Annotated in this window: 15 protein-coding genes; 11 read left to right on the top strand and 4 right to left on the bottom strand. The window is 67.2% G+C overall.

Translation table 11 applies throughout. The features are described 5' to 3' along the window. Positions 1–69: 69 nt before the first annotated feature. Together moaB and KF707C_RS17505 are read left to right on the top strand one after the other, a co-directional pair. The gene (moaB, locus tag KF707C_RS17510) at positions 70–609 is read left to right on the top strand and encodes a molybdenum cofactor biosynthesis protein B (protein ID WP_003456292.1); all 540 of its coding nucleotides are present in this window, start codon (positions 70–72) and stop codon (positions 607–609) included. Further along, on the top strand, positions 606–1,820 hold the full coding sequence (locus KF707C_RS17505) for a molybdopterin molybdotransferase MoeA (protein WP_003456290.1): 1,215 nt from the start codon (positions 606–608) through the stop codon (positions 1,818–1,820). Before moaB ends, KF707C_RS17505 begins: the two co-directional genes overlap by 4 nt. A gap of 53 nt (positions 1,821–1,873) precedes the next feature. On the opposite strand, the gene gliR is transcribed toward KF707C_RS17505, so the two are convergent. After that, positions 1,874–2,896, bottom strand: a complete 1,023-nt coding sequence (gene gliR / locus KF707C_RS17500) for an AraC family transcriptional regulator GliR (RefSeq protein WP_003456289.1) — start codon at positions 2,894–2,896, stop codon at positions 1,874–1,876. Between the two features lie 124 nt (positions 2,897–3,020). Between gliR and KF707C_RS17495 the strand changes: the two genes are divergently transcribed. The 3 genes from KF707C_RS17495 to KF707C_RS17485 are packed head-to-tail and all read left to right on the top strand — an operon-like array spanning position 3,021 to position 7,762. Continuing rightward, positions 3,021–4,616 carry an FAD-binding oxidoreductase gene (locus KF707C_RS17495; protein WP_003456287.1) on the top strand — a complete coding sequence of 532 codons (1,596 nt, stop codon included), beginning with the start codon at positions 3,021–3,023 and terminating at the stop codon, positions 4,614–4,616. 3 nt (positions 4,617–4,619) lie between these two features. Next, on the top strand, positions 4,620–6,206 hold the full coding sequence (locus KF707C_RS17490) for a glycerol-3-phosphate dehydrogenase/oxidase (RefSeq protein WP_003456286.1): 1,587 nt from the start codon (positions 4,620–4,622) through the stop codon (positions 6,204–6,206). Then, on the top strand, positions 6,203–7,762 hold the full coding sequence (locus KF707C_RS17485; RefSeq protein WP_003456284.1) for an FGGY-family carbohydrate kinase: 1,560 nt from the start codon (positions 6,203–6,205) through the stop codon (positions 7,760–7,762). Before KF707C_RS17490 ends, KF707C_RS17485 begins: the two co-directional genes overlap by 4 nt. A 52-nt stretch (positions 7,763–7,814) precedes the next feature. On the opposite strand, the gene KF707C_RS17480 is transcribed toward KF707C_RS17485, so the two are convergent. Beyond that, positions 7,815–8,513 (bottom strand): pirin family protein, encoded by a 699-nt coding sequence (locus KF707C_RS17480; RefSeq protein WP_003456283.1) that lies wholly within the window; start codon positions 8,511–8,513, stop codon positions 7,815–7,817. Positions 8,514–8,711: 198 nt separating this feature from the next. Between KF707C_RS17480 and yegS the strand changes: the two genes are divergently transcribed. The 3 genes from yegS to KF707C_RS17465 all read left to right on the top strand — a co-directional run bounded on the left by yegS (position 8,712) and on the right by KF707C_RS17465 (position 11,536). Next, complete coding sequence (gene yegS / locus KF707C_RS17475; protein WP_003456281.1) at positions 8,712–9,611, top strand: lipid kinase YegS; 900 nt, start codon at positions 8,712–8,714, stop codon at positions 9,609–9,611. A 131-nt stretch (positions 9,612–9,742) separates the two neighbouring features. Next, positions 9,743–10,669 carry a chemotaxis protein CheV gene (locus KF707C_RS17470; RefSeq protein WP_003456280.1) on the top strand — a complete coding sequence of 309 codons (927 nt, stop codon included), beginning with the start codon at positions 9,743–9,745 and terminating at the stop codon, positions 10,667–10,669. Between the two features lie 66 nt (positions 10,670–10,735). Continuing rightward, positions 10,736–11,536, top strand: coding sequence for an MOSC domain-containing protein (locus KF707C_RS17465; RefSeq protein ID WP_003456278.1), 801 nt, complete (start codon positions 10,736–10,738; stop codon positions 11,534–11,536). A gap of 67 nt (positions 11,537–11,603) precedes the next feature. Here KF707C_RS17465 and KF707C_RS17460 read toward each other — a convergent pair whose 3' ends face one another. Next, a complete protein-coding gene (locus KF707C_RS17460) occupies positions 11,604–13,538 on the bottom strand; it encodes a transglycosylase SLT domain-containing protein (RefSeq protein ID WP_003456276.1) in 1,935 nt (644 codons plus the stop codon). 183 nt (positions 13,539–13,721) lie between these two features. Here KF707C_RS17460 and KF707C_RS17455 point away from each other — a divergent pair, with 183 nt between their 5' ends. Both KF707C_RS17455 and KF707C_RS17450 read left to right on the top strand, forming a co-directional pair. Beyond that, positions 13,722–15,635 (top strand): ATP-binding cassette domain-containing protein, encoded by a 1,914-nt coding sequence (locus tag KF707C_RS17455; RefSeq protein ID WP_003456275.1) that lies wholly within the window; start codon positions 13,722–13,724, stop codon positions 15,633–15,635. Between the two features lie 20 nt (positions 15,636–15,655). After that, positions 15,656–16,342: a DUF6901 family protein gene (locus KF707C_RS17450; RefSeq protein ID WP_003456273.1), complete on the top strand. Its 687-nt coding sequence runs from the start codon at positions 15,656–15,658 to the stop codon at positions 16,340–16,342. 25 nt (positions 16,343–16,367) lie between these two features. On the opposite strand, the gene KF707C_RS17445 is transcribed toward KF707C_RS17450, so the two are convergent. Beyond that, complete coding sequence (locus KF707C_RS17445) at positions 16,368–16,808, bottom strand: universal stress protein (protein WP_003456271.1); 441 nt, start codon at positions 16,806–16,808, stop codon at positions 16,368–16,370. Between the two features lie 86 nt (positions 16,809–16,894). Between KF707C_RS17445 and KF707C_RS17440 the strand changes: the two genes are divergently transcribed. Next, positions 16,895–17,329, top strand: coding sequence for a hypothetical protein (locus KF707C_RS17440; RefSeq protein ID WP_003456269.1), 435 nt, complete (start codon positions 16,895–16,897; stop codon positions 17,327–17,329). Positions 17,330–17,331: the final 2 nt, after the last annotated feature.

The raw sequence follows: 17,331 nt of genomic DNA, 5'->3' as shown, positions 1-17,331 counted from the left end.
GGCGCGGTCTCCTGTTCGGCGCTGTGATATAACACCCGGCATCCACTCCTACAACCTTGGAAGCCTGCCATGAGTCACAAGGCCGAGGCGGTATTCGTGCCGCTCAACATTGCCGTTCTTACCGTCAGTGATACCCGCAGCCTGGAGACCGACACCTCAGGCCAGCTCTTCGTCGATCGCCTGACCGCCGCGGGTCACAGCCTGTCGGCGCGGGTGCTGCTGAAGGATGACCTGTACAAGATCCGCGCCCAGGTAGCCGCCTGGATCGCCGACGACGTCACCCAGGTGGTGCTGATCACCGGTGGTACCGGCTTCACCGGCCGCGACAGCACTCCCGAGGCGGTGGCCTGCCTGCTGGACAAGCAGGTGGAAGGCTTCGGCGAGTACTTCCGGCAGATTTCCGTGGCCGATATCGGCACCTCCACCATGCAGTCCCGCGCCCTGGCCGGGCTGGCCAACAACACGCTGGTGTGCTGCCTGCCGGGTTCCACCAACGCCTGCCGCACCGCCTGGGACGGCATCCTCTCCGAGCAACTGGACAACCGCCATCGTCCCTGCAATTTCGTCCCGCACCTGAAGGCGGTGGCGGCTTGCGAGAGCCGGGGATGAGCGGCTGCGACCATCCGGGCCTGATGCCGGTCGAGGATGCCCTGGCGCGCCTGTTGGCACTGGCCGAGGCGGCTTCGATCACGGCGAGCGAAAGCGTCGACCTGGCGGAGGCGGATGGCCGTGTGCTGGCCGAGCCCCTGGTTTCGGGCATCGACCTGCCGCCCTGGGACAACAGCGCCATGGACGGGTACGCCTTGCGCCTGGCGGACTGGCAGGGCGAGCCCCTGGTGGTCAGCCAGCGGATCCTCGCGGGCAACGCGCCGGAGCCGCTTGAGCCCGGCACCTGCGCGCGCATCTTCACCGGTGCGCCGCTGCCGGAGGGCGCCGACCTGGTGGAAATGCAGGAGAACGTCGAGGTCCTGCCCGATGGCCGGGTGCGCTTCCTGCAGCCCCTGCGGGCCGGCCAGAACGTCCGCGTCCGTGGCCAGGAAACCCGTACCGGCGAAACCGTGCTGACTGCCGGAACCCGGCTCGGCCCCATCGAAACGGGCCTGTGCGCCTCCCTCGGCGCCGCCCGTCTGACGGTGCGCCGCCGCCCGGTGGTGGCGGTGGTGTCCACCGGCGACGAACTGGTACCGCCGGGCCAGCCCCTGGGGCCCGGGCAGATCTACAACAGCAACCGCAGCCTGCTGATCGCCTGGTTGCGGCGCCTGGGTTGCGCGGTGGTGGATGCGGGCATCCTCGCCGATGACCTGGCGCTGACCCGTGAGGCGCTGGCGCAGTTGCACGGGGTCGACCTGATCCTGTCCACGGGCGGCGTGTCGGTGGGCGAGGCGGACTTCCTCGGTGCGGCACTGCGGGAAGAGGGCGAGCTGGCCCTGTGGAAGCTGGCCATCAAACCGGGCAAGCCGCTGACCTTCGGGCATTTCCGTGGTGTGCCGGTGATCGGCCTGCCGGGCAACCCCGCCTCCACCCTGGTCACCTTCGGCCTGCTGGCGCGCCCCTACCTGCTGCGCCGCCTGGGTGTGCAGGAGGTGACGCCGCTCGGCTTCGACGTGCCGGCCGGGTTCGTCTGGAAGAAACCGGGCAACCGCCGCGAATACCTGCGTGCGCGCCTGGAGAACGGCCGCGCGGTGATTTACCCGAACCAGAGCTCCGGCGTGCTGCGCAGCGCGGCCTGGGCCGAGGGGCTGGTGGAGGTGCTGGAGGGCACCACGCTGGCGGAAGGCGACCGCCTGCGGTTCATTCCGTTGAGCGAATTGCTGGGCTGATCCGCTGCATTCTCTAGCGGAAGGGGCGAATGGGTTCGCCCCTTCCGGCGTCTTCAGCCATGACGTCTCGCCTCGCGGAATTCCCCCGGCGTCTGGCCGGTCCAGGCCTTGAAGCTGCGGTGGAATGAGCGGGATTCGGTGAAACCCAGGTAGAAGGCGATGTCCTGGATCGGCAGGTCGCTGCGCAGCAGGTAGTGCTCGGCCAGCTCCTGGCGCAGTTCGTCGAGGATCTGCTGGTAGCTGGTGCCGGCGTTCTGCAGGTGCCGCTGCAGGGTGCGCACCGTCATGCTGAACTTCTCCGCGACCCTTTCCTTGCGCGGCAGGCCGTCCTTGAGCAGCAGGCGCAGGGCGTTCTTCACCCGTTGCGGCAGCGGTTCGTCATCGTCCAGGCCCGCCATCAGCGCCAGGGCGTGTTCTTCCAGGGTACGCAGCAGGTTGGCGTCGGCCTGCCGCAGGGGCAGGACGAGGTAGTCCAGGGGCACCAGCAGGGCGCTGCAGGGCTGCTCGAAACGCACCGGACAGCCGAACACCTCCTCGTACGCGTCGATCTCCGTCTCTGCCGGCAGGGCATGCTCGAACCAGACTTCCCGGGGGGAGCGTTGCATGTCGGCGATCCAGCGCGCGTAGAGCAGCCAGGACGCCAGCACGTTCTCCACCATGTGGCGGCGGATCAGCGGGTCCTGATGACGACAGGACCAGACCATTCGCACCAGGTCGGCATCGGCCTCGATACGGCTCACGCCCATGTCGCCCACCAGCTTCTCGTAGGGGGCGATGCGGCTCATCGCCTCGCCCAGGGTGGCGCAGTTCATGGTGATGTAGCCCAGCACGCTCCAGGACCCGGGTTGGACGTAGCGGGCGGCGTGGAGGCCGAAGAGGGGGTCGCCGGACGTGCGGGCCAGATGACCCAGCAGCCGCTCGTGGACCTCGCTGGGCAGGCGCTTGCCGTTGTCCGCCAGGTCTTCCGGGCGGATACCGGCGGCGGCCAGGGTCGCGGCCGGGTCCAGGCCGAGGTGTTCGGCATGGCGCAGGTACTTGATCAGGGCGGGAACCGAGGTATAGCCGAGGGGTTGCATGGTTGCTTGTCATGTCCTGATTGGCGAGGGCCGCTGTCCCGATCCGACAGTGACGCCCGGAAGCGGCTGGCTAGTATAGGCAGCCAGCAGAGGCCTTCGAAATAACCCGTACAAGGAGATCGGCATGCGACGCTGGAACGGCTGGGGCGATGAATCGACTGTGGTGGAGTTGCCCGCCAATGGCGCGAGATTTCTCGCCGAGCGCATCGGCGCCGGGCAGGCGCTGGCCGATGCCGGCCTGGAACAGGTGCTGGCGCGGGTTCCGGCCTCGCGCCTGGCGCCCCATCCGCTGATCAGCCTGGATGCCGAGACCCGCGTGCGCCACGCCCGGGGCCAGAGCCTGCCGGATTGGCTGGCCATGCGCGAGGGCGAGTTCGGCCAGTTCCCGGATGGCGTGGCCTTTCCGGAAACCCAGGAAGAGGTCCGCCAGCTGATGGCCCTGGCCGCCGAGCGCGACTGGGTGCTGATTCCCTACGGCGGCGGCACCTCGGTGGCGGGCCATATCAATCCCCAGGCGAGCGGGCGGCCGGTGCTGACCCTGTCCCTGGAGCGCATGAACCGGCTGCTGGAGCTGGACGAGGAAAGCCAGGTCGCCGTGTTCGGTCCGGGTGCCAACGGCCCGCAGGTGGAAAGCCAGTTGCGGGCGCGGGGCTACACCCTGGGGCATTTCCCGCAATCCTGGGAGCTGTCCACCCTGGGCGGCTGGGTCGCCAGTCGCTCCAGTGGCCAGCAGTCCCTGCGCTACGGGCGCATCGAGCAATTGTTCGCCGGTGGCACCCTGGAGACCTTCGCCGGGCCCATGGCGCTGCCGACCTTCCCGGCGTCGGCGGCGGGGCCGGACCTGCGGGAGCTGGTGCTGGGCTCCGAAGGGCGCTTCGGGGTGATCTCCGAGGTGCGCGTGCGGGTCACGCCGCTGGCGCGACAGGAGGCTTTCTATGCGGTCTTCCTGCCCAATTGGGCACAGGCGCTGCAGGGTATCCGCAGCCTCGTCCAGGCGCGGCTGCCGCTGTCGATGTTGCGGCTGTCCAATGCCATCGAGACCGAGACCCAACTGGCCCTCGCCGGTCATCCGGGGCAGATCGCCCTGCTGGAGAAGTACCTGGCCCTGCGCGGGGCGGGCGCCGGCAAGTGCATGCTGACCTTCGGCGTCACCGGCAGCCCCGCGCTGAATGCCGCCTCGCTGAAACAGGCCAGACGCCTGCTGAAGGGGTTCGGCGGCGTCTTCACCGGTACCCTGCTGGGGCGCAAATGGGCAGAGAACCGCTTCCGCTTCCCGTACCTGCGTCACGCCTTGTGGGAGGCCGGCTACGTGGTGGACACCCTGGAAACCGCCACCGACTGGGCCAACGTCGGCCATCTGCTGGACAAGGTGGAGGCCAGCCTGCGTGATGGCCTGGCCGCGCAAGGCGAGCGGGTCCATGTGTTCACCCACCTGTCTCACGTCTACGGCGAGGGGTCGAGCCTCTACACCACCTATGTCTATCGGCCCGGCGGCAGTTACGCCGAGGCCCTGGCTCGTTGGCGCACGCTCAAGACCGCCGCCAGCGAGGTCATCGCCCACAACCGCGGCACCATCAGTCACCAGCACGGCGTCGGCCGCGACCACGCGCCCTGGCTGCCGGTGGAGAAAGGTCCCCTCGGCATGGCCACCTTGCGCACCCTGGCACGGCATTTCGATCCCGACGGGCGCCTGGTGCCCGGCGTGCTGCTCGAGGACTGAACCATGGCCGACTGGAATGCCCGCTGGCGCGCCGAAGCGCTGCCGACGCTGGCGAACCGCGACTGGGACCTGATCGTGGTGGGCGGTGGCATCTGCGGCGCCGGCATCCTGCGGGAGGCGGCGCGTCGGGGCTGGAGTTGCCTGCTGCTGGAGCAGCGGGACTTCGCCTGGGGCACTTCCAGTCGCTCGTCGAAGATGGTCCACGGCGGGCTGCGTTACATCGCCAAGGGCCAGTTCGGCCTGACCCGGGCCTCGGTGCGGGAGCGTCAGCGCCTGCTGGCGGAGGCGCCGGGCCTGGTGGACCCCCTGAGTTTCGTCATGCCGCACCGGGGTGGCTTTCCCGGGCCGCGGGTGTTCGGCGGCCTGCTGGCGGTCTACGACGCGCTGGCGGGAAAGCGCAACCACCTGTTCTACCCCCTGCAAGAGCTGCACTTCCTGGTGCCGGGGTTGGACGAGTCCGGACTGGAGGGGGGGACACGCTTCTTCGACGCGGTCACCGACGACGCGCGGCTCGTCATGCGGGTGCTCGGGGAGGCGCGCGCCGAGGGTGGCGAGGCGCTCAACGGCATGCGGGTGCTGGGCCTCCAGCGGGAAGGTGCGCGGGTGACAGGCCTGGAGGCCGAGGATGCGGAAAGTGGCCGGCGCTTCCGATTTCGCGCCCGTGCCGTGGCCCTGGCCACCGGTGCCTGGGCTGACCGCCTGCGCCGTCCGGAGGGCAGGGCCCACGTCCGCCCGCTGCGGGGCAGTCACCTGCTGTTGCCGGGCTGGCGCCTGCCACTGGCCCATGCCATCAGCTTCATGCACCCGGCGGATGGCCGGCCGGTGTTCGTCTTCCCCTGGGAGGGCGCCACCGTGGTCGGCACCACCGACCTGGACCACGAGGGGCCGCTGGATGAGGACGCGCAAATCAGCTCGGCGGAGGTGGATTACCTCCTGGCGGCCTGCGCGCAGGAGTTCCCCGCAGCCCGGATCGGTCGGGCGGATGTGCTCTCCACCTGGGCCGGCGTGCGGCCGGTGGTGAGCGAGGGCGACGCGCGGCTCAAGCCCTCCGATGAGAAGCGCGAGCACGCGCTCTGGGTGGAACCCGGTTGCGTGACCCTGGCGGGGGGCAAGCTGACCACCTTCCGGCTGCTGGCCCTGGAGGTGCTGCGGGCCTGCACCGGGTTCGTCGGGCGTCGCTGGACGGAGGCGTCAGGTCCGGTGTTCGCGCCGACTCCGACGGTGAAGCTGCCGACCTTGTCGCCGGCACAAGGCCTGCGCCTGGCGGGGCGCCTGGGTCGCGCCTTGCCCTCGCTGGTGCCCTGGGTCGCCGCCCTGGGCGCTGAGCGGGTCGGCGCCACCGATACCCTCTGGGCCGAGCTGGCCTGGGCGGCCCAGGGCGAACTGGTGCTGCACCTGGACGACCTGTTGCTGCGGCGCACCCGTATCGGCCTGCTCCTGGCTGAAGGCGGCCGTGTCGAGTTGCCGCGTATCCGTGCCCTCTGCCAGCCCCTGCTGGGGTGGGACGACGCCCGCTGGGCGGATGAGGAAGATCACTACCTGACTCTCTGGCGGCGTTGCTACAGCCTGCCGGACAAGGATGCATCGTGAGCGAGAAGAGCTACCTGCTGGCCATCGACAACGGCACCCAGAGCGTACGGGCGCTGCTTTTCGACCTGGACGGCAACCTGGTGGGCAAGGGCAAGGTGCCGCTGGAGGCCTATTACTCGAAGCAGCCCGGCTGGGCCGAGCAGGACCCGGAGTATTACTGGGCGAGCCTGGGGGAAGCCTGTCGCCGGCTCTGGGCCTCGGTGGATATCGACCGCCGGCAGGTTCGCGGCGTGTCCCTCACCACCCAGCGCGGCACCCTGATCAACGTGGACGAGCAGGGCCAGCCGCTACGTCCGGCGATCCTCTGGCTGGATCAGCGCCAGGCCGAGGTACGGGGGCGGATCAAGGGACCCTGGGGATGGCTGTTCCGGGTGGCGCGGCTGGAGCCCACGGTGGATCACTTCCGCGCCCAGGCCGAGGTGAACTGGGTCGCACAGCACCAGCCGGAACTCTGGGCCAGGACCCACAAGGTGCTGCTGCTCTCGGGGTTTCTCAGTCATCGGCTCTGCGGCCGCTTCGTGGATTCGGTGGCCTGCCAGGTGGCCTACCTGCCGTTCGACTACAAAGGTCTGCGCTGGGCCGCGCCCCGCGACTGGAAGTGGCAGGCCATGCCGGTCCGGCCGCAGCAGTTGCCGGAGCTGTACAAACCGGGCGCGGAACTGGGGCGGATCACGGCAGAAGCCAGCCGCCACACGGGCATTCCCGAGGGGCTGCCACTGATCGCTGCGGGCGCGGACAAGGCCTGCGAGGTGCTCGGCGCGGGGGGCGTGGAGCCCAGCGTGGCCTGCCTGTCCTACGGCACCACGGCGACCATCAACACCACCCGGCGCCAGTACCTGGAGACCATCCCGCTGATTCCGCCTTATCCGGCGGCGATTCCCGATCACTTCAACACCGAGGTGATGATCTACCGGGGCTTCTGGATGGTGAGCTGGTTCAAGCAGGAGTTCGGCCTGCGGGAAATGCAGCGGGCCCAGGAACTGGGCGTCGAGCCGGAGGCCCTGTTCGACGAGTTGGTCAACAGCGTGCCGCCGGGCTCCATGGGGCTGATGCTGCAGCCCTACTGGTCACCCGGTATCCGCGAGCCGGGCCTGGAAGCCAAGGGTTCCATCATCGGATTCGGCGACGTGCACACCCGCGCGCACCTTTACCGCGCCATCCTCGAAGGGCTGGCCTATGCGCTGCGCCAGGGCAAGGAACAGATCGAGCGGCGTTCGGGTACCGCCATCACCCGCTTGCGGGTGTCAGGGGGCGGTTCCCAGAGCGATGCGGCGATGCAACTGACCGCCGATATCTTCGGCCTGCCGGCGGAGCGGCCCCATGTCTACGAGACGTCGGGACTGGGCGCGGCCATCGATTGCGCAGTGGGGCTGGGGCTGCATCCGGATTTCACCACGGCGATAGGCGCCATGACCCGGGTCGGCCGGGTGTTCGAGCCTGATCCCCAGGCGCGGAGGACCTATGAGCGGCTGTACCGGGAGGTTTACCTGGGCATGTACCGGCAGTTGCGTCCGTTGTACCGGAAGATTCGCGAGATCACTGGCTATCCGGCCTGAGGGCGACGGGGAAGCGCTGGGCGCCTCCCGTCGTTCCAGGCTTTGCGAATGATCAGGCCACGTCCACCAGGACGATCTCGCTGTCCTCGCTCGCGGTGAAGCGCAGCACCTCTTCGTCCCGCACTGCAACGCCGTCACGGGCTTCGGCGGCGACGCCATTCACCTCGTAGCGTCCCTTGGCGGCGACGATGTAGGCCTTGCGGCCCGGCTCCAGGCGGTATTCGGCGCTCTGGCCGGCCTGGAGCGTGGCGGCTGCGAGCCTGGCATCGGCGCGGATGGGCAGGGCGTCGCTGCCTTCATCGATGCCGCTGGCCAGGGTCACGAAGCTGCCGGAGCGCTCGCCCTTCGGAAACGGACGGGTGCCCCAGGACGGCGCCGAGCCATGGGCGGTGGGCAGTATCCAGATCTGGAAGATCCTGGTGGTTTCGTTCTCCAGGTTGTACTCGCTGTGGGCGATACCGGTTCCCGCGCTCATGACCTGGACGTCGCCGGCCACGGTGCGGCCCTTGTTGCCCAGGTTGTCCTGGTGGGTGATGGCGCCTTCACGGACATAGGTGATGATCTCCATGTCCTGGTGAGGGTGCGGCGGGAAGCCGGAATGGGGGGCGATCTCGTCGTCGTTCCAGACCCGCAGCTGGCCCCAGTTCATCCGCTGGCTGTCGTAGTAGCTGGCGAAGGAAAAATGGTGGCGGGCATTGAGCCAGCCGTGGTGGGCACCACCCAGTTCAGCGAAGGGGCGTACGTCGATCATGTCGGGTCTCCTGTCTGCTCGCGGAGGGAGTTCTCCGGGAGGAATGGCGGCATGATCGAATAGGATTGATAGATAAAAAAGAGCATTTTTTACCTTAAAATAATCTATTTTATAGATGTGTTTGGGCGTCACGCCCTTCGTTCCGCCTGCCACGGGCGTGGTCCTATACTGCCGCGATCGAGTACGACGGAGACCATCATGGGTGAGCGCAAGGCCTTGTTGATCCTGCATGGCAAGCAGGCGGCCAACGAAGAGGTGAGGGCGGCGGTACACGCCCGTCGTGCGGCGGGTTGGGAGCTGGCGGTGCGGGTCACCTGGGAAGGCGGCGATGCGGCGCGCCTGGTGAAGGAGGCCTTGGCGGCGGGGTACCGGACCCTGGTCGCCGGCGGGGGCGACGGTACCCTGAAGGAAGTGGCCGAGGCGATGGCGAAGGCCAATACCGATGCCAGCCTGGTGCTCCTGCCCCTCGGCACCGCCAATGACTTCGCCCGGGCCGCCGGCGTTCCCCTGGAACCCGGTGCGGCCCTGGCCCTGCTGGATGCGCCGCCCAGCCCCATCGACCTCGGCGATGCCGAAGGGCATCTGTTCCTCAATATGGTCACTGGCGGATTCGGTTCGCGCATCACCGCCAGCACCTCTGAAGATCTCAAGAAGGTGCTGGGTGGTGCGGCCTACTTCCTCACCGGACTCACGCATTTCGCCGAGGTGCATTCGGCCTTCGGGCGTTTCCGGGGGCCGGGTTTCGCCTGGGAAGGGGAGTTTCTCGCCCTCGGCATCGGCAACGGTCGCCAGGCGGGCGGCGGCCACCCCCTCTGTCCCCAGGCGCTGGCCGACGACGGCCTGCTGGACCTCTGCATCATCCCCGCGCCCCAGGACGTGGTGGGCACCCTGGGTACCCTGCTGTCCGGCGGCATCCTCGGGCTGGAGACTGTGTCGGTCAGCGCCCGGTTGCCCTGGGTGGAGGTGGAGGCGCCGGAGGGACTGGACCTCAACCTGGATGGCGAGCCGCTGGAAAGCCGACGGTTGCGCATCAGTGCCCGGGCGGCGGCACTGTCCGTGCATCTGCCTTCCGATTCGCCCCTGATCGGTTCCCGCTGACCGGCGACGTGCTGGCGTCATCGGATTGGCTACGGCATGATGGCGCCGTGCCACAACTTCAGTTTCGCCGCCTGAGGCCGACACGCTGACCAGGCAATCCTGCCCATCGCAACCGCAGCAGAGGACGTTCCATGGCCGGTATTCTCGACACCGTCGATCAGCGCACCCAGTTGGTGGGTGAAAACCGCCTGGAAATCCTGATGTTCCGGCTGAGTGGCCGGCAACTCTTCGCCATCAATGTATTCAAGGTCCAGGAAGTGCTGCAGATGCCGAAGTTGACGCTGATTCCCCAGCGGCATCCGGTGGTCTGCGGTGTGGTCAACCTGCGCGGGCAGACCCTGCCGGTGATCGACCTGTCCCAGGCCATCGGCATGCGCCCGTTGGTGCCGGACGAGCGCAGCACCATCATCGTCACCGAGTACAACCGTTCGGTGCAGGCTTTCCTGGTCGGCGGCGTCGATCGCATCCTCAACCTCAACTGGGAGTCCATCCTGCCGCCGCCGGGCGGCGCCGGACGCCAGCATTATCTGACCGCCATCACCAAGGTGGACGACCAGATCGTCGAGGTGATCGACGTGGAGAAGGTGCTGGCGGAAATCGTCCCCATGAGTACCCGGGTCTCCGCGGATCGCCTGGACAATCCGCTGCTGCAGATGGCGGTCGGCCGCGAGGTGCTGCTGGTGGATGATTCCAGCGTGGCCCTGACCCAGTTGCGCGAGACGCTGTCCCAGCTCGGCATGCGCATGCACATGGCCAGCGACGGCCTCAAGGCCTTGAAGATGCTCAAGGCCTGGGCCGACAGTGGCATAGACATGAGCGAGAAGTTGCTGATGATCTTCACCGATGCGGAGATGCCGGAAATGGATGGCTATCGCCTGACCACCGAGATCCGCAACGACCCCCGCCTGCGGGACCTCTATGTGGTGATGCACACCTCGCTTTCCGGCAGCTTCAACGACGCCATGGTGAAGAAGGTGGGCTGCGACAATTTCCTCTCCAAGTTCCAGCCGGACAGGCTGGTGGACGTGGTGCTGGACCGCCTCAAGCGGGACCACTGATCTTGAGCTGATGGGGCGGAGCTGCGTATAAGGGAGGCTTTCCCAGATCGCCCAAGGAAGCCGGCCATGCGTCTCTCGTCCCTTTATCGCTTTCCCATGAAGTCCGCCATCGGTGAGCCCTTGCTGCGGGCCGAGCTCGATGGTCTGGGCCTGGTCGGAGATCGTCGCTGGATGCTGGTGGATGCCGAGAATGGCCGCTTCCTGACTCAGCGCGCCTTTTCGCGCATGTCCCAGCTGTCGGCCCGCTGGAACCCGGCCGGCGGCCTGACCCTGGCCAGCCAGGGCCTGCCCGCCCTCGATGTACCGCTACCGGAGCCCGACGCCAATCTGCGGGGCGTGTTCGTCTGGGGCTCCTCCATGGTGGTGCCGGACGCCGGCGATGAGGCGGCGGAGTGGCTCAGCGATTTCCTCGGCAAGGCCTGCCGCCTGGTGCATGTGCCTGATCATCGGGCCCGCGACATTCCCGGGAGCCTGTTGCCGGAGGAGAAGGTGGGGTTTGCCGATGGTTTTCCGCTGCTGCTGATCGGCCAGGCCTCGCTGGACGACTTGAGCCGGCGGGTCGGTCGCTCCCTGGAGATGCTGCGCTTTCGTCCGAACCTGGTGGTGGAGGGCAGCGAACCCTATGCGGAGGACGGCTGGAAGCGCATTCGCATCGGCGGTATCGAGTTCAGTGTGGCCAAGGGGTGCAGCCGTTGCATCCTCACCACCATCGATCCGGCCACCGGCGAGCGCAGCGCCGATCGGGAACCCCTGACCACCCTCAAGACCTACCGCGAGCGCGAGGGTGAGGTGTACTTCGGCCAGAACCTGATCAACCGCTCCGGTGGCGTGCTGGAGGTGGGCATGGAGGTCGAGGTGCTGGAGTGACGCGTGCGTCACCCGGCAATCGAAACGAAACGGGCGCCTGAGGGCGCCCGTTGCGTTTTCAAGGTGTTCACTGATCGTCGAAGTAGCGCTCGTGCCAGTCCACCAGGGGCTGCGGCGCATTGAGCTTGTGGCCGTAGATCACCGAGTAGGACAGCACGTTCTGCACGTACTGGCGGGTTTCGTCGAAGGGAATGGTTTCCACCCAGACATCGAAGGAGAGGTGGTTGGCGCCCCGCAGCCATTGGCGTACGCGACCGGGCCCGGCGTTGTAGGCGGCCGACGCGAGCACGCGGTTGCCGTTGAACTGGCCGTGGACCTGGCTCAGGTAGGCGGCGCCCAACTGGATGTTCACGCCGGGGTTGAACGCCTGCTGCGGTGACGCCAGGGGAATGCCGAACTTGCGTGCGGTCTCCTTGGCGGTGGCCGGCATCAGTTGCATCAGGCCCATGGCGCCCACGCCGGAGCGGGCGTCGGCCATGAAGGCGCTTTCCTGGCGGGTAATGGCGAAGACCCAGCTGGAGTGCAGTCCGCGGACCTTGGCCTGCTGGGTGAGGGCATTGCGGTGCGCCATGGGGAAGCGGATATCCAGGTCGTCCCAGTACTGCGCCTGGCTGATGGTGCGGATGGCCGGGAAGTACCACTGCAGGTCGTAGGCGATCTTCGCCTGGGCCACCATCTCGTCACGGCTGAACAGGCGGCTGACGTGGTACCACTCGCGGCGGCCGTTGACGATCTCTCCGCGGTCGTGGAATTCCAGGGCACGGCGAATGCCGGCGGTGTTGCGCACCTTCTGCATCACCTTCGGATCGAGGGCCAGCGGACGGTGGTTCAGCTGGTAGGGCGCCTGCAGGCGGTCGGCGGCCAGGAAACCGTAGAAGTCACGCTCCCGTGCGACCGGCTGGTAGAGCGGGATCGGCTGCTGGCTCTGGGGTTGGGCCAGTTGCAGGCTGCGGGCCTGCCAGTAACGCCAGCGGTTGGTGCTGGCGAGGCTGTCGGGCATCTGCCGGGTCAACTGGTAGGCATCGTCCCAGCGACCGAGGCGCAGCAGCAGGCGGGCGCGCCACTCGCTGACGGTGTTGTCACGCAGTTCGGGGTCGTACTGGGTCATGACCTGCAGGGCGCGGGAGTCGAAGCGCTTGGCCAGCGTCAGGCCGATCTCCCGGGCGATGGCGACCTTCTCCTCCTTGGTGAAGGGCAGACGGTCCGCATAGGTATCCAGCAGGGCCAGGGCCTTCTCCGGGCTCTGGCGGGCCAGGCGGCGCAGGCCGAGGCCGGCGGCGTCGGCGGTGTAGTGATCCACGGGGACGAAGCGTCCGGTCTGGCTCAGCAGCTGCGGCTTCTGCGCCACCTCCGCCATCAGCTTGGCCTGGTTGCCCAGGCGTGGCATGGATTTGGCCAGGTGGCTGGCCAGCCCGTAGTTGCGGGCTTCGGCCGCCAGCTTGGCGCGCTGCCAGCGCAGGTCCTCGGTCAGCTGACCGTCGGCGCTCCACATGGTGAACAGGGTGTCGCACGCTTCGGGCTGGGACTTGCCTACCAGCCAGAGTTTCTTCGCCGTGGCATAACCTTCCTGCTTCATGCCGTGACGCAGCTGATACTGGCCGAACAGGCAGTCCAGTTCGGTGAAGTTCAGCTTCGGGTCGTAATAGTTGGCGAAGGTCTGCCATTCGCCACGCTCGGTCAGCCAGCGCAACCAGCGCAGCTTCATCCAGCCGGCCTGGGGCAGGTCGCCATGTTCGGCAAGGAACTTCTCGATCTCGTCGTTACTGGCCCATTTGAGTCGGGCGGTGAGCTCGTCGTAGGCGAGGTAAGGCTCCAGCGGATAGTCCCGCAGGGCATTGGCATAGCGCTTGTAGGGGCCGGAGTCGCCCTTGGCCAGGGCGCGCTTGGCTTCGTCGTACATCAGGCGCTGCTGGGCCAGCGGGACAGTGGACGCCTGGGTGGCCTGGGCGCCGACCGTGGACAGTAACAAACAGGAAAACAGGCTCAGCAGACGACCGCGCATGACACTTCCGGGGCAGATGGCTCAGGGTGGTTACCCCTTTCGAGGCACCGAACAACGCTTAGCTTAGCTGTTAGGCGAGGGCGGTTAAAGCATTGGGCCAGCAGGTGAAACCGGCGGTAAAAAATGCCCGGAGCCGGGGTGGCAAGTCGGGTAGAATGCGCGCCCTGATTCAGGAGGCTCCCCATGACACTGCTCAAGTTCACCGATGTATCCCTCGCCTACGGCGCCATGCCGCTGCTGGATAAGGTGTCCTGGCAGATCGCCCGCGGCGAGCGCGTGTGCATCATCGGCCGCAACGGCACTGGCAAGTCCAGCCTGCTGCGCCTGGTCAAGGGCGACCAGTCCGCCGACGATGGCGAGATCTGGCGCGCACCGGCGCTGAAGATCGGCGAACTGCCCCAGGAATTGCCCCGCGCGGACGAGCGCACCGTATTCGACGTGGTGGCCGAAGGCTTGGCGGAGGTGGGCGCGCTGCTGGCTGAATACCATCACCTTAGCCAGCACATCCAGTCCGATTCCGACCTGACCAAACTCACCCATGTCCAGCAGGAACTGGAGGCCCGCGACGGCTGGCGCCTGCAGCAGTTGGTGGACAGCACCCTCAGCCGCCTGCAGCTGCCGGCGGACAAGACCCTGGCCGAACTTTCCGGTGGCTGGCGCCGCCGCGTGCTGCTGGCCCAGGCCCTGGTGGCCGAGCCCGACCTGCTGCTGCTGGACGAGCCCACCAACCACCTGGACATCGGCGCCATCGCCTGGCTGGAAGAGGCGCTGATGGGCTACAACGGCGCCGTGCTGTTCATCACCCACGACCGTTCCTTCCTGCAGAACCTGGCCACCCGCATCCTCGAACTGGATCGGGGTCATCTGATCGATTGGAACGGTGACTACGCCAGCTTCCTGGTGCACAAGGAGCAGCAACTGGCGGCGGAAGAGGCCGCCAATGCGCTGTTCGACAAGCGCCTGGCCCAGGAAGAGGTCTGGATTCGCCAGGGCATCAAGGCTCGCCGTACCCGCAACGAGGGGCGTGTGCGTGCGCTCAAGGCCATGCGTGCCGAGCGCAGCGAGCGTCGCGAGCGCCAGGGCAAGGCCAGCTTCCAGTTGGAAGCTGCGGAGAAGTCCGGCAAGCAGGTGATCGTGGTGGAGAACGTCAGTTTCGCCCATCCCGGCAGCGAGCCACTGATCCGCGACTTCAGCCTGGTGCTCCAGCGTTCCGACCGCATCGGCCTGCTGGGTGCCAACGGTACCGGCAAGACCACCCTGTTGAAGCTGTTGCTGGGCGATCTGGAGCCCACCAGCGGCAGCATCGAGGTGGGCACCAAGCTGGAAGTGGCGTATTTCGACCAATTGCGTCACCAGCTCGATCTGGAAAAGACCGTGATCGACAACCTCGCCGAAGGCCGCGAGTTCATCACCATCGATGGCCAGAACCGCCATGTGCTGAGCTACCTGGGCGATTTCCTGTTCAGCCCCCAGCGCGCGCGTACCCCGGTGAAAGCGCTCTCCGGTGGCGAGCGGGCACGCCTGTTGCTGGCGAAGCTGTTCAGCAAGCCGGCCAACCTGCTGGTGCTGGACGAACCGACCAACGATCTGGACGTGGAAACCCTGGAGCTGCTGGAAGAGGTGCTGCTGGGTTTCCAGGGCACTGTGCTGATGGTGAGCCACGATCGGGCCTTCCTCGACAACGTGGTGACCAGCACGCTGGTGTTCGAGGGACAAGGCCGGGTGCGCGAGTACGTCGGCGGTTACCAGGACTGGCTGCGCCAGGGTGGTTCCCCGCGCCTGCTGGGTGTCGGTGAGAGTCGTGAAGCCAAGGCCGAAGCGCCGAAGGTGGCCGAATCCGCTCCTGCGGCCGTGGCCATGGCCGCCGAGGTGCCGAGGAAGAAGCTCAGCTACAAGCTGCAGCGGGAGCTGGAAGCCATTCCGGGCCAGATCGAGTCCCTGGAAAAGGAGCAGGCGTCGCTTCAGGCCGAAGTGTCCGATCCTGCCTTCTTCCAGCGCCCGGCCGAGCAGACCCGCGTGACCCTGGAGCGCCTGGAAGTCCTGCAGGCCGAACTGGACCGCCTGATCGAGCGCTGGGCGGAGCTGGAAGACAGTTGAGGAAGTGAGCCGGAGAGCCCATGGCCATCGAATACCGCATCCATCTGGATGACCTGCATGAGTTCAGCTACCGCATCGAGCTGGATCGGGAGTACGACCCGGAGCGTGCCGCTGCGGCGCCCAGGTGGACGCGGCTGGAGCACCAGCAGTGCAGCAACTGCCCGCTGGCCCGGGACCGCTACAGCCACTGTCCGGCGGCCGTGGACCTGCACCGGGTGATCGAGGATTTCCAGGGCTTGCCGGCGTTCAGGAAAGTGCTGGTGGCGGTGCGCACGCCGGAGCGTGAGTACGCCAAGCGGGTGGGATTGGAGGAGGGGCTGCGGGCCTTGCTGGGTGTGATCATGGCCACCAGTGCCTGTCCGGTGCTGGGCAAGCTCAAGCCCATGGCGCACCAGCACCTGCCGTTCGCCAGCAACCAGGAGTTCATTCTGCGGGCGGTGTCGCTCTACCTGGCGCGGCAGTACTTCAATTTCCGCGAGGGGCGCCATGCGGACTGGGAGCTCAAGGGGTTGGTGCGACTGTTCCAGCAGTTGCAACTGGTCAACCAGGCGTTCTGGCAGCGCATCCACGATGTCTGCGAAGGGGACTCGAACCTCAAGGCCTTCCTGACCTTCTTTTCCATGGCATCCAGCATGACGTATTCGCTGGAAACCCAGTTGCAGAAGGTCCGGCCGCTGGTGATGAGCGCGGGCGAAAGCTTCGACTGAAGTCCGCCCGCGCATTGCCTTCTATTTATTCCGGCTTCTTCAGGCGGACCGCCAGCACGTCGCAGGGGGCGCCGTGGAGGACGTCGTTGGCCGTGGATCCGAGCAGCAGGGCCAGGCCGTGACGACCATGGCTGCCGACCACGATCAGGTCGCAGCCCTGTTCTTCGGCGAGGCGGTGGATTTCCTGGCGCGGCTGTCCGTAGGCGAGGTGGCGCTGGTCGGCGGTGATCTCCGCGTAGCCGCCGGCAAAGGTGGCCAGGCGTTCACGGGCTTGCTCGAACTGCTGTTGCTGGAGCATCGACAGGTCCATGGGAACATCGCCCCCGAAGGCCATGGCCATGGGCTCGACGATATGCACCAGCGACAGCCTGGCCTTGCTGGCCTGGGCCAGCGCCTGGGCTCGGCGTACCACCGGATGGCATTCATCGGTCAGGTCGACGGCGACCAGAATGTGCTGGTAGGGCATGGGAGGTTCCTCCTCAAGGATGTACATGATCACAAGTATGGCTTTCCGAGACGTTTAACACAGGCTTTTGCGCAGGGATAACCCTTATGACCTTCTGGCTCGTCGCATTTCTCCTCCTGGCGGTCCTCAGCCCTCTGGTCTGGCTGCTGCCCTCCAAGGGGCAGCGAGGACGCATGGATCTGCGCCTGCAGGCCCGGCGCATGGGGTTGGCCATGCAGCTGTCGCGCCAGGACTGGCCGCACTGGCTGCCCCAGGAACCGCCGGGTTCCTGTGCCCAGTACCATCGTCCCCGCCTGCGCGGCCGCGATGCCTGGTGCTACTGGCAGAGCGAGCCCGGTGTGTGGCTGAACCAGTGGCGCGAGCCATGCGAGGACGCCGCGTTGCTGGCGCATCTGCAGGCGTTGCCGAAGGATGTCTACAAAATCGAGGCGAGTTCCCAGATGGTCGCCCTCTACTGGGGGGAGAGGGGAAGCGCTGAGGACCTCGCGCGTATTGCCGGGGTCCTCGAGGCGTTGGCCTGAGC

Origin of the sequence: Pseudomonas furukawaii (genome assembly GCF_002355475.1) — a bacterium.
In the GTDB taxonomy this organism is placed as follows: Bacteria; Pseudomonadota; Gammaproteobacteria; order Pseudomonadales; family Pseudomonadaceae; genus Metapseudomonas; species Metapseudomonas furukawaii.
This window is presented reverse-complemented; position numbering and strand designations above follow the sequence as displayed.

What these genes read in the sequence shown, in the direction of transcription:
- moaB (WP_003456292.1), top strand. Translation starts at nt 70, where the DNA reads ATGAGTCACAAGGCCGAGGCGGTATTCGTGCCGCTCAACATTGCCGTT.
- KF707C_RS17505 (WP_003456290.1), top strand. Translation starts at nt 606, where the DNA reads ATGAGCGGCTGCGACCATCCGGGCCTGATGCCGGTCGAGGATGCCCTG.
- gliR (WP_003456289.1), bottom strand. Translation starts at nt 2,896, where the DNA reads ATGCAACCCCTCGGCTATACCTCGGTTCCCGCCCTGATCAAGTACCTG.
- KF707C_RS17495 (WP_003456287.1), top strand. Translation starts at nt 3,021, where the DNA reads ATGCGACGCTGGAACGGCTGGGGCGATGAATCGACTGTGGTGGAGTTG.
- KF707C_RS17490 (WP_003456286.1), top strand. Translation starts at nt 4,620, where the DNA reads ATGGCCGACTGGAATGCCCGCTGGCGCGCCGAAGCGCTGCCGACGCTG.
- KF707C_RS17480 (WP_003456283.1), bottom strand. Translation starts at nt 8,513, where the DNA reads ATGATCGACGTACGCCCCTTCGCTGAACTGGGTGGTGCCCACCACGGC.
- yegS (WP_003456281.1), top strand. Translation starts at nt 8,712, where the DNA reads ATGGGTGAGCGCAAGGCCTTGTTGATCCTGCATGGCAAGCAGGCGGCC.
- KF707C_RS17470 (WP_003456280.1), top strand. Translation starts at nt 9,743, where the DNA reads ATGGCCGGTATTCTCGACACCGTCGATCAGCGCACCCAGTTGGTGGGT.
- KF707C_RS17465 (WP_003456278.1), top strand. Translation starts at nt 10,736, where the DNA reads ATGCGTCTCTCGTCCCTTTATCGCTTTCCCATGAAGTCCGCCATCGGT.
- KF707C_RS17460 (WP_003456276.1), bottom strand. Translation starts at nt 13,538, where the DNA reads ATGCGCGGTCGTCTGCTGAGCCTGTTTTCCTGTTTGTTACTGTCCACG.
- KF707C_RS17455 (WP_003456275.1), top strand. Translation starts at nt 13,722, where the DNA reads ATGACACTGCTCAAGTTCACCGATGTATCCCTCGCCTACGGCGCCATG.
- KF707C_RS17450 (WP_003456273.1), top strand. Translation starts at nt 15,656, where the DNA reads ATGGCCATCGAATACCGCATCCATCTGGATGACCTGCATGAGTTCAGC.
- KF707C_RS17445 (WP_003456271.1), bottom strand. Translation starts at nt 16,808, where the DNA reads ATGCCCTACCAGCACATTCTGGTCGCCGTCGACCTGACCGATGAATGC.
- KF707C_RS17440 (WP_003456269.1), top strand. Translation starts at nt 16,895, where the DNA reads ATGACCTTCTGGCTCGTCGCATTTCTCCTCCTGGCGGTCCTCAGCCCT.